Origin of the sequence: Streptomyces antarcticus, assembly GCF_026627255.1 — a bacterium.
In the GTDB taxonomy this organism is placed as follows: Bacteria; Actinomycetota; Actinomycetes; order Streptomycetales; family Streptomycetaceae; genus Streptomyces; species Streptomyces antarcticus.
On record NZ_JAPNLM010000035.1, the window covers coordinates 54,053 to 64,036 of the forward strand.

Annotated in this window: 10 protein-coding genes and 1 pseudogene; 2 read left to right on the plus strand and 9 right to left on the minus strand. The window is 75.1% G+C overall.

The genetic code is table 11. From position 1 onward, the window contains the following. Positions 1-125: 125 nt before the first annotated feature. Both OTB16_RS34350 and OTB16_RS34355 read right to left on the minus strand, forming a co-directional pair. On the minus strand, positions 126-314 hold the full coding sequence (locus OTB16_RS34350) for a DUF6381 family protein (RefSeq protein WP_267726187.1): 189 nt from the start codon (positions 312-314) through the stop codon (positions 126-128). 38 nt (positions 315-352) lie between these two features. Further along, entirely contained in the window at positions 353-592 is a 240-nt protein-coding gene (locus OTB16_RS34355) for a DUF6213 family protein (RefSeq protein WP_267726189.1), read from the minus strand. Between the two features lie 393 nt (positions 593-985). Between OTB16_RS34355 and OTB16_RS34360 the strand changes: the two genes are divergently transcribed. Together OTB16_RS34360 and OTB16_RS34365 are read left to right on the plus strand one after the other, a co-directional pair. After that, positions 986-1,354 (plus strand): PRC-barrel domain-containing protein, encoded by a 369-nt coding sequence (locus OTB16_RS34360; protein WP_267726191.1) that lies wholly within the window; start codon positions 986-988, stop codon positions 1,352-1,354. A gap of 208 nt (positions 1,355-1,562) precedes the next feature. After that, on the plus strand, positions 1,563-2,300 hold the full coding sequence (locus OTB16_RS34365; RefSeq protein WP_267726200.1) for a VOC family protein: 738 nt from the start codon (positions 1,563-1,565) through the stop codon (positions 2,298-2,300). A gap of 27 nt (positions 2,301-2,327) precedes the next feature. On the opposite strand, the gene OTB16_RS34370 is transcribed toward OTB16_RS34365, so the two are convergent. The 7 genes and pseudogenes from OTB16_RS34370 to OTB16_RS34400 all read right to left on the minus strand — a co-directional run bounded on the left by OTB16_RS34370 (position 2,328) and on the right by OTB16_RS34400 (position 9,852). Then, entirely contained in the window at positions 2,328-3,521 is a 1,194-nt protein-coding gene (locus OTB16_RS34370) for a discoidin domain-containing protein (protein ID WP_267726193.1), read from the minus strand. 221 nt (positions 3,522-3,742) lie between these two features. Next, positions 3,743-4,300, minus strand: a pseudogene (locus tag OTB16_RS34375) (phage tail protein); the annotation flags it as partial. Beyond that, complete coding sequence (locus OTB16_RS34380; protein WP_267726194.1) at positions 4,297-6,261, minus strand: putative baseplate assembly protein; 1,965 nt, start codon at positions 6,259-6,261, stop codon at positions 4,297-4,299. The gene OTB16_RS34380 and the pseudogene OTB16_RS34375, both read right to left, overlap by 4 nt. Then, entirely contained in the window at positions 6,261-6,758 is a 498-nt protein-coding gene (locus tag OTB16_RS34385) for a GPW/gp25 family protein (protein WP_267726196.1), read from the minus strand. Before OTB16_RS34385 ends, OTB16_RS34380 begins: the two co-directional genes overlap by 1 nt. Positions 6,759-6,831: 73 nt before the next feature. Then, a complete protein-coding gene (locus OTB16_RS34390) occupies positions 6,832-8,691 on the minus strand; it encodes a VgrG-related protein (protein WP_267726197.1) in 1,860 nt (619 codons plus the stop codon). Continuing rightward, positions 8,688-9,413 (minus strand): CIS tube protein, encoded by a 726-nt coding sequence (locus OTB16_RS34395; RefSeq protein WP_267726198.1) that lies wholly within the window; start codon positions 9,411-9,413, stop codon positions 8,688-8,690. The genes OTB16_RS34390 and OTB16_RS34395 overlap by 4 nt, the downstream gene beginning before the upstream one ends. A gap of 1 nt (position 9,414) precedes the next feature. Then, on the minus strand, positions 9,415-9,852 hold the full coding sequence (locus tag OTB16_RS34400) for a phage tail protein (RefSeq protein ID WP_267726199.1): 438 nt from the start codon (positions 9,850-9,852) through the stop codon (positions 9,415-9,417). Between the last annotated feature and the right edge of the window lie 132 nt (positions 9,853-9,984).

A 9,984-nucleotide genomic window follows, 5' to 3' on the forward strand; every position in this document is an offset into this window, starting at 1 on the left:
ACGGCGGTGGTCGGCCCCGTACGGGGCCGCCCACCGCCATACTGCGGATCGCCTCTGCCGCCGGAACGGTCAGCCTCGTCCGGTAACGCCTCACCCTCGTCCGGTGCCACGGCCTCCGGACCGGATCACATGGGATCCATGGTTCCGCTGCCGGGCCCGTTGACCCGCTCGCTCACCTCCCGGATCCGCAGGGCCTCGCGCATGAGCCGGTCGTGTTCCGCCGGTTTGGTGGCGTGCGCCGCGGCCTGCTCCAGCTCCTGGGCCTTGTCGCGCATCCGTCGCGCGTTCTCGTCCGTTCCGCGGGTGGCGTCCATCGAGTCCTCCTGGGATGTCGGGTCGGGGTCCGGAACGGTCAGTGCTCCTCGCCGGGGGGAGGGGTGCAGGCGATGCACTCCGCGTCGATCTGGTCGGCGAGCCGGTTGAGCACCCCGGTCATGGCGAGCACGGTCTGGGGATCGGCGTCCGTCTCCTCGGCATCCGTCGCGTCCAGCCAGTCGGCCGCGACCCGGCGCAGCAGCGCCGTCACCTGCTCGGCCGGTATGAGGAGGACGCCCTCTTCCGTAGGGATCAGGGGGATGGGGATCTGGATCATGTAGCCGCCGCCTCTCGCCGAGGTGTCGGGTGCGCACCGTTCGTCCGCCCCTCTCCTGGAGCGGTTACCCGGGCAGGAGGTCGGCAACCCGGAGGGGCGCCCGTACGGGGCCCCGGGCCGCCGCGGCACGGGAAACGACGCACCGCGGGCCGCTCGCCGCACGGTACGGGGCACGACACGACGCATTGGTTGGACCGAGTCGTATGAAAAAGGATATCCGGGGTACGGGTCAGCTTGCCGGAGTGGTTGTCGTGACGCAGCAGGGAATCACGTTGTTGCCTCCAAGGATCGGCGGCCACTCCGGTCCGCCCGGAGCGGCCGGGGTGTGCGCTTCCGGTCCCGGGGGCAGGCGGTCAAAGGACGGACGTTCTCCGACCGGAGGAGTTGTTTCACGTGACCGAACACGGATGGAGCTACGCGGCGACTTCGGGGCACCTGGCCGGCGCCGATCTGACCGGGTACAGGGTCGAGGCGACCGACGGCGGCATCGGCAAGGTGGACAAGCACTCCGACGAGGCCGGTGAGGCCTATCTGGTGGTGGACACCGGCGTGTGGATCTTCGGAAAGGAAGTGCTCCTGCCGGCGGGCACCGTGACCCGTGTCGACCTGGAGGAGGAGAAGGTCTACGTGAACAGGACCAAGGAGCAGATCAAGGACGCCCCGGAGTTCCACCGGGAAGCCCATCTCGCGGACCCCGAGTACCACGATCAGATCGGCACCTACTACGGCATCGGCGGCTCGTTCGGCAGCCACCGCGCCTGACGGGCACGGCCGGGCACGGCCCTGTGCCGCCCGGGCCGCGCGTCAGCCGCCGGACAGGGGCGCGACCGCGGCAGCCGTGCCTCACGGACTCTCGCCCACACCGGGGCTACCGTGGACGGGACCTGTCCCACCCGAGCGGCAGATGAGGCTGGCAGCTGTGTCCACGTCGAGCCAAGAGGTCTCCGGAGCCCCGTGCTGGGTCAGCCTGATGACCCCGGACCTTGATTCCGCGCAGCGGTTCTACGGCGCTGTGCTGGGCTGGGACTTCCGCCCCACCGATCTCGGAGACGGCTTCACCGTCGCCTTCCACGACGGCGCCCCCGTCGCCGGCCTCAGCGCGCTGGCCGGGCGGCTGAGCCTGCCGGCCGCATGGACCCCGTACTTCGCCGTCGACGACGCCGATGTCACCGCCGCGCGGATCAGGGAACGCGGTGCCACCACGGCCGTCGGCCCGCTCGCCTTCGGCACCGGCCGGGCCGCCGTGGCGGCGGATCCGGCCGGCGCCGTCTTCGGGTTCTGGGAGGGGGAGGTGATCCCGGACTGGTCGGTGGGCCGCGGCACGGCTCCGGCCTGGCTGGAACTGCGGACGCGGGACGCCTTCGCGGCCGCCATCTTCTACGGCGAGGTCCTCGACTGGGCGGGCGGGCAGCCCGGCTGTTGCTCGGTCTCCTACGAACACGACCACGTCGTGCTCCGCCACGGCCGCGACACCGTGGCCCGCATCAGCGGCGGCGCGCTCGAGGCGGACCCCGACCCGCTGGTCCGCCCGCGCTGGCACGTCCACTTCCGCGTGCCGGACCTGGAGGCGACGGTGGAGGCGGCCCTCGGGAGGGGCGGGAGAATGGTGTCGCCGGTGCGGACGACCAGCGACGCCCGGTCGGTCGTCCTCGCCGACGCCGAAGGCGCGCTCTTCACCGTGGTGGCCCCGCACCGCCCTCCGGCCTGACCGCAGGACCGGCGCCGCGGCGGGCCCTCAGGTGCGGGAACGGCCGAAGAACTCCACCTCCGCCACCGCCACCTGCCGGTCCGGGCCGCTGCCGTACGCCGACCGCAGGACGAGCCGTACGGATACCGTGTCCCGGCCCCGTACGTCGACGCGCTGGACACCTCCGTCGTCGAGGGTCCTGTGGACGGTCCGGGAACGGCCGGCCGAGTCGGTCACGATCAGGTCGACCTCCTGCGGCCGGGCCTGGTCGGCGGCCTGGCCGGGGCGCTTGGAGGTGCCCGGCGTGAGGAGCACGGCGAGGAGGTCCACGGGCTGGGCGAAGTCCGCCTGGAGGTGCTGGCCGTTGGAGTCGCCCGCGTACCCCGTGCCCCACCAGGTGTTGGAGTAGTTGTCGAAGGCTGCCTCGGGGCCGTGGCCGGCGGCGGAGTGGGAGGCGATCCAGGCGGTGGGGCGGACCGCGACCCGCTTGGCGAAGTGGTCCTGGACCGCGCGGGCGGCCGCAGGGCCCCCGATCAGGCCGCCGACGACCACCAGGACGACCGCGGCCACCACGACGGCCCGCACGATCCACTGCCGCCGCTCCCGGCGCGGGACCGGCCGCTGCCCCGCGAAGGGCCCGTGCGCCGGCTCCTCGCTCCGGGTGCCCAGCGGCGCGGCGCAGGAGCGGCAGAAGGCCCGGGCCGGGGCGTTCGCCCTGCCGCAGGCCGGGCACGGCGGCCCCTGCTGACCCGCGGCGGGCTGCGGGGTGCGCACGCGCGGCCGGCCCGCCTCGGGCCGCCCCGGCAGGACGGTCCCGGGCCGCTCGGCCGGATCGGGGCCCGGGTCCGCGGCGGCGGGTACCGGGACCAGCAGGGCGCGGGCGGCCTCGGATCCTCCTCCGGCGGCGGCGGGCGCGGCGGCGGGCCAGGTTCCGGCGGCCGCCGGGGCAGCGGCGGCGTCGGGGTCCGTGGCGTCGGAGTCGGCGGCGGCGGGGTCGGCGTCCCGGCGGGCGTCCGCGGCGTCGGCGGCGCCCGGTCCGGGTGCGTGCTCCGGCGGCACCACGGGGAGCGGGGCGGTGGCCGACTCGGACGCGTCCGCCTCCCCCCGGGGCGCCGGGGCGGCGGAGGTGCTCCCCGTCTCCCAGCGCAGGAAGGCGCCGCACGAGTCGCAGAAGGACTGGCCGGTCGTACGCGACGGGGCGGCGCACTCGGGGCAGGGGGCGGTGGTCCCGGATACGGGCATGGTGGTCAGTTCCCTTCCGGAACAGGTCGAGCGGGCGGAACAGGTGCGGTCGGTGGGACGGGTGTGCCGGATGGAGCGGGTCTGGCCGGTGGGGTAGGTGGGGTAGGCGGGGTGGCCGGAACGGGTGTGGCAGGCAGAACAGGGGCGGCGGCCGGAGCGGGTGTGCCGGACGGGGCGGCCGGAGCGGGTGTGCCCGCCGGAGCCGTGGCGGGCGGCGGGCCGGATGCCCGTACCTCGGTCGTGAACGGCAGGTGCGCGGGCCGGGCCGCCGCGACGACCGCGGTCAGCCGGTGCCGGTCGCCCGGCCCCGGGCCGGGCAGCCGTACGGTGACGTGCAGGGCCGCCCGCGGCGCGCCCGGGAAGGGCCCCAGGGGCTTGGCCGACCAGGCCGCGCCCCCGCTCTCGGTGATCTCGGGCGCCACCCCGAAGCACAGCCGCACCGCCTCGGCCAGGCCCTGCCGGGTGCCGCGCCGCCGGTGCAGGGCGGTGGCGGTGGCCACCGCGTGGCGGCGCACCTCCACCGGTTCACCGCCGCCGAGTTCCGCTCCGACCCAGTCGGCCAGCCAGTCCACGAAGTCGGCCGGGGCGAGCGCGGGGTCGAAGTACGCCTCCAGGCAGTCGAGCACGTTGAACACGGGCGCCAGCATCGCGTCCAGGCCCGTGACGAACCGCTGGGCCAGGTCGTCGTCCGCGTACACGGCGGGCAGCGCGAGGCCCAGCGGATGCGGGGACTCCAGCCCGTCCAGCGCGCCGCGCGCGCTCGCGCCGGCGCCGCTCACAGGGCCTCGATCACGCGGACGCGGTGGTCGAAGGGGAAGAGAAGCGCGGACGGCCCGAGGTCGACGCGGTCGGTGGCGTCGCCGCGGCGCCCGGTCAGCGGGTCGGCCGGATGCAGCAGCACCTCGTCGACGAGCTCCACCCCCGGCACCCGCTGGAGGGCCGCGAAGACCTCTCCCGACCGCAGCGAGCGGCCGAACGGCCAGCCCCGGCCGTCCGCGCCGCCCGTCAGCGGATCCAGGTACGCGTACAGGGCGTCGAGGGCCTCCTCGCGCACGAGGTCCGCGCCGGCCGCCCGGTAGCCGTGCACGGTGGCCACCACCGTCACCCCCTGGTAAAACGGCGGCCCGACCGCCAGCCGGGTGCCCAGCGGCCGCCGTTCGTCGAGGAAGCCGGTGATCCGGGAGAGCAGCTCGTCGCCCGGCACCAGCTGCTCGAAGCGCAGCCGGCCGCCCCGGTCCGTGACGGCCTGCGGCACGACCAGGACGCGGACCGCGTTCTCCCCGGCGGCCCCCGCCCCCGCGGGCGGATCCGTGCCCGCGGCGAGGCACTGGATGCGGGCCGCCTCCGGGGCCGCCCGCCGGGTCAGCTCCTCGTAGTCCCGCGCGGTCACCGCCCGCTCCTGGGCCCGCAGCGCGATCGGCGCCCGCAGCCGGGCCTCGTCGACGGTCTCCCCGTCGACCCCGCCGCGGGCGGCCTCGCGGTTCTCCACCCGCGCGATGTACGGGATCGAGCTGCGCAGCACCTGGATCGCCCCGCGCGCCACGTTCCCGCCGCGGCCGCCCCCCACCCCGTACCGGGTGGCCCGGACGGCCGCGCCCTTGGCCGGGACCGCCCCGAACTGGCGCAGCGAGCCGTCGGGTTCGCGTACGGCCGGGCCGAAGGCGAGCTCCCCGGTGGTCGCGTCCAGCGTGAAGTGCCGGTCCCCGGGGCCGGACGCCGAGAAGTCCGGGACCCCCCGCCACCGCTGCCAGCCCTCCCCGTCCGAGACCTCCAACAGGACGTCCCCCACCACCGGTACGTGCGCGAGCCGCACCCGGTGCCCCGGGACGCCCTCGGCCTCCCCGAGCGGCTCCTCCCGTACGAACTCGGCGTGCGAGGCCGTGACCGTGCCGCCGATGGTGTAAGCCTCGGCTTCCCGCACGGTCGGCGAGGAGGTGTAGAACGGCTGCCCGGCCCGTGGCGCCGTCACCCGGCACCGCACCCATCCGGCCTCCAGTCCGCCCAGCCGCGACAGGACGTGCCCGGCGGGCAGGTGCAGCACCACCTCGCCCGGACGGTTGAGGCCGCCCGTCGTGTCGGAGGAGACCTCGCACTCCGTCCAGCCGTCCGGCGTCCACGCCTCCCACGCCAGCGGGGGCTGCCGCGGGTCCACACCCACGCCGTCGACCCGGCTGTCCACCCGCAGCACCGCCGTGCAGCCGGGGACCGCGGCCGACAGTCCGAACAGCAACAGGTCGCCCGGCTGCGGTAGTTCGGTGAACACCGGTACGTCGACGCCCGCCCGGACCTCTTGCGAACGGTCCGCCGGCGCGGCCCCCGCGCCCTGGCAGAGCAGGTACGAGAGGGCGCACGGCACCAGGGTCAGATCGCGTTCGGTGGCGAAGACCACCGCCTCGTCGGTCTCCGTGCGCCCGGTGGCCACCTCGGTCCCGGCGGGCAGGACGACGGGCTCCGGCTGCGGGGCGGCCAGCCAGAACGTCACCGGGGCGCGGGCGGCCGAGGGCGGGAAGAGGGTGATGCCGAGCAGGTCCAGGAAAGCCAGGTGGCTCTTCTCCGGCACCCGGTTCAGCCGGTAGACCAGCTGATCGGCCATGTGCGCCACGGCCTCGATCAGGGTGACGCCCGGATCGGAGACGTTGTGGTCGCTCCACTCCGGACAGCGCTGCTGGACGTAGCGCTTCGCGTCGTCCACGAACTGCTGGAAGTGCCGGTCGTCGAGCCGGGGTGCGGGCAGGGCCATCAGTGTCGTCCGCTTTCGCCGTATGCCTGGGGGTACCGGGTGGCGGGCGCCTGGCCGCCGGGTGCGGCCGGCACGTCACCGGCGGCGTCCACGGCCTCGCCGCCCTCGGCGGGGATCACGTAGAAGGGGAAGACGAGGCTGCGCGGGTTGTTGGTGCCGCGCACCGCGTACCGCACGTCGATGTGCAGCACGGCGGGGTCGTCCGGCGCGGGGGTCACCGTCACCTCCCGCACCTCGATCCGCGGCTCCCACCGGTCCAGGGCCGTGCGGACCTCGTACCGGATGCGGCCGGCCGTCGCGTCGTTGGCCGGCGCGAAGACCAGGTCGTGCACCGCGCAGCCGAACTCGGGGCGCATCGGCCGCTCCCCGGGGGCCGTCGCCAGGACCAGGCGCATCGCCTCCTCCACCTCGCGGTCCCGCCGGGCCAGCGCGATGGCGCCGCCGGGATCGGTCCGCATCGGGAAGGCCCAGCCGGCCCCGACGAAGTGCTCGCTCATCCGCTCGTTCCCTTCATTCCCTCGTGTCCCGGATCGTCTTCCCGCACCGGTCCGCCGGCGCGGACGGACGGGCTCAGAACGGCAGCCCGTTGCGCGTCGTGACGCCGATCAGCGACACCGTCGCCGCCGTGATGCCGACGTTGCCGACCGCCTGGAGGGCAACCCGCCCCGGCGTCTGCACGTCCAACCCGAGCGTGGTCTTGACGTCCATGCCCAGACCCGCCTTCAGGTGCAGTCCGCGGCCCGCGCTCAGGTTCAGCGCCCCCCGGGCCGACAGCGTCAAGTCGCCGCCGGAGTCCACCTCGACGCCACGGGCACCGTGGATGGTCACCGTCCCGTCGCTGCTGATCGTCAGCGTGGTCCGCGCCTCGTTCAGCTGGACCGTCACGCCGCCGTCACCGGTGCTCAGCCGGATGCCGCTCGACGCGCGGGCCGCCCCGGTCCGCTCCAGCAGCTCCACCGTGTGGCCGCTGCGCGCCGTCAGTGCCCGCCAGTTGACCTTGCCGGACGTCGGGTCGACGGCCGGGATGCCGTCGGGCTCGCGGGTCGCCCTGTCCACCCCGTTGTAGAGCCCGGCCAGGACGTACGGGTGCTCCAGCGAGCCGCGGTCGAAGGCGCACAGCACCTCGTCGTTGACGTCCGGCAGCAGCAGCCCGCCGCCACCGGTGCCGCCGAACTGGGCGACCCGGCACCAGCCGCTCTCGTACGTGTCCGAGAGCCAGGGGAAGCGCAGCCGTACCCGGCCCAGCCCCAGCGGGTCCTTGACGTTGGTGACCAGCGCGACCGCCACCCCCGGCAGCGGCGCCGCCGGCTCACCGGCCCCGGCGCCGCCCGAGGCCAGCCCGTACAGCGAGCGGAACTGCCGCCCGGAGACCGTCAGCCAGGTGACGTACGGCTGCCCGGAGGCGAACACGTGACGGACCCCGGTCGCCGTGTACTTGCCCTCGAACGGGAACCCCGCGCCCTTCACCGCGACCGGCCGGCCCGGCATCAGCCCCGGATTGCCGGTGACCGCCACCTCCAGCTCCGCGAAGGAACCCGCCACGTCGTCGGCGAGCGCCCGCGCGGCGTGGGTGACCTCCGAAGGCGCCGTGTAGGGGACACGGGTGGCGTCCAGCCCGGCCTTGCCGAAGGGCGCCGTGAGCTGCGCCGCGGTCAGGTCCGCCATGATGTCCGCCGTGGTCCCCGCGGGAGCCGGCGCGGCCAGCGGCCGCTTGGCCAGCATGTCCCAGCCGCGCACCGTCACCTGGCCGACCTGCCCGGCGGAGGTCAGCGCGACCCGGCTCTGCAGCGTGTTGTGCCCGAACTCCAGGACGTACGGGCTCCGCAGCGCGGGCGTCGTGTCCGCCGGCGCGCCCGCGGCGGGCGCCAGCGGGGCGAAGTCGAGCTTCCCGTCCGGGTCGAAAGACAGCCGGACGTCGTTCTCCGCCGCCAGCCGGCTCAGGTAGTCCCAGTCGGTGGTGCCGGGCTGGGTGGCCAGCTCGTACACGGTGGGCGTGGCCGCCACCCGGCCCAGGGCCAGCCCGTTCTGGGAGGCGAGGCGGCGCACGATGTCGGATGCCGTCATCTGCGGGTAGCCCGCGACCCGGCGGTTGCGCAGCAGCCGGTGCCCGGGGTCGTACCCGCGCAGCACCAGGCGGCGGCCGGCGCCCGGCTCGGCGTCCACCTCCATCGCGGTGACCTCCCCGGTGATCAGTGGGGTGCCGCGGACGCCGTCCGTGAACGGGCTGATCACCGCCTTCGAGCCGACGGTCAGCTGCGGGTAGCGCCGGGTCAGGGTGCCGTCGCCGTCGGAGAAGGCCAGCAGGAACGCGGAGGGCACGTTGACGCTCGCGTCCACCCATCCCTCGGTCAGCAGCGAGGCCAGCGGGTCGGGCAGGACCGAGCCGCCCAGCACGACGTGGAGGACGGTGGTGAAGGTGTTCTCGCTCATGCGGCACGCTCCGAGCCCGCGGGGAGGAGGAGTTCGGTCCCGGGACGCAGCCGCATCGGGTCGTCGATCCCGTTCGCCTCGGCGATCACCCGCCAGCGCGTCGGGTCGCCGTACTCGCGCCAGGCCAGGGAGGCGAGCGTGTCACCGGCCACGGTGCGGTGCACCCGGCGGGCCGAGAGGGCGCCCGAGGTCGGGTTCTGGCCCTTGACGGACATCGGGATCTCGGTCAGGGCGAGCGCACACGTGGCGCGCAGCGGAGTGCCGTTCGGGCTGAACAGGGTGTAGGTCGCGCTCGCGTTCGTCACGTACGCCGTGAACTGCACCGTGCTGAACGACCCCCAGGAGAACTTCACCCAGGGCGGCGACGGGGCTTGCGAGGTGACGCTCTGCTCGCTCACCTCGCAGCAGGAGAGCAGCAGTTCGACCTGCGCCAGGACCGTGCCGGAGCCCGGGGTGCCGGAGGAGTCGAGGAACACGTCGACGCGCAGCTGCGCCGGGCTGACGCCGGTGAACTTCGACGGAGCTCCCCGGGTGTAGGCGACGGCGGGATCGGAGCGCCAGTGGGCGGACCGGGACAACTGGAGCTGGCGGGGGTTGAACTGGAAGCGAACCTCGCCGATCAGGCCGCCGACGGAGCCGCCGAGGACGGCGGGCGGCTGGTGGACGGCGAGCGAGGCCCGCGAGAGCCCGGCGGCGGCACGGCCGCCCGTGGGGGCCGGCATCTCAGACCCCTCCGGCGTCGGTGAACCCGTGGTGGGCGATCTCCAGCGTCTCCGTGGCGACGGAGGGGGAGGCCGGGTTCAGGGTCGGGCCCGTCCAGCGCACCGGCAGTACCTCCACCAGGCCCCACTGGGCGACGACGGAGCCGTCGGCGCGCAGGGCGGCGATCTGGGCGGTGGGACGGGTGATGCCGGTGGCGAGGGAGGAGATCCAGGCCGCGACGCGGGCGGTGTCGGCGGTGAGGGGGCGGGTGAGGCGGATGGTGGAGAAGGTGACACGGGTCGGCAGCTGCCAGACGAACCCGTTGTTCCCGCCCTCCTGGTGCTGTTCGACCTCGACCTGGGAGGAGAGCCCGTCACAGCCGTTGAACAGCCCGAGGTTCTGGCCGTCGATGCTGAGCTTGAAGAAGACGGTGGAGCCGGGGTCGGGGGGCGTGGGCATGCGGGACTCTCTGTTCGGGGGCGGGCGGCGGGCGGCGGGCGGGCGGGGCGGGCGGTGCGATGCGGGGCGGGGGTGTACGGCGTGGTGGTCAGCGGTCGCGGAGGAGGCCGAGGCGTTCGCGGTCCCCGCGGA

Excerpts from the sequence above, each read along its gene's own strand:
- OTB16_RS34350 (WP_267726187.1), bottom strand. The coding sequence starts at position 314 with ATGGACGCCACCCGCGGAACGGACGAGAACGCGCGACGGATGCGCGAC.
- OTB16_RS34355 (WP_267726189.1), bottom strand. The coding sequence starts at position 592 with ATGATCCAGATCCCCATCCCCCTGATCCCTACGGAAGAGGGCGTCCTC.
- OTB16_RS34365 (WP_267726200.1), top strand. The coding sequence starts at position 1,563 with ATGACCCCGGACCTTGATTCCGCGCAGCGGTTCTACGGCGCTGTGCTG.
- OTB16_RS34370 (WP_267726193.1), bottom strand. The coding sequence starts at position 3,521 with ATGCCCGTATCCGGGACCACCGCCCCCTGCCCCGAGTGCGCCGCCCCG.
- OTB16_RS34380 (WP_267726194.1), bottom strand. The coding sequence starts at position 6,261 with ATGGCCCTGCCCGCACCCCGGCTCGACGACCGGCACTTCCAGCAGTTC.
- OTB16_RS34385 (WP_267726196.1), bottom strand. The coding sequence starts at position 6,758 with ATGAGCGAGCACTTCGTCGGGGCCGGCTGGGCCTTCCCGATGCGGACC.
- OTB16_RS34390 (WP_267726197.1), bottom strand. The coding sequence starts at position 8,691 with ATGAGCGAGAACACCTTCACCACCGTCCTCCACGTCGTGCTGGGCGGC.
- OTB16_RS34395 (WP_267726198.1), bottom strand. The coding sequence starts at position 9,413 with ATGCCGGCCCCCACGGGCGGCCGTGCCGCCGCCGGGCTCTCGCGGGCC.
- OTB16_RS34400 (WP_267726199.1), bottom strand. The coding sequence starts at position 9,852 with ATGCCCACGCCCCCCGACCCCGGCTCCACCGTCTTCTTCAAGCTCAGC.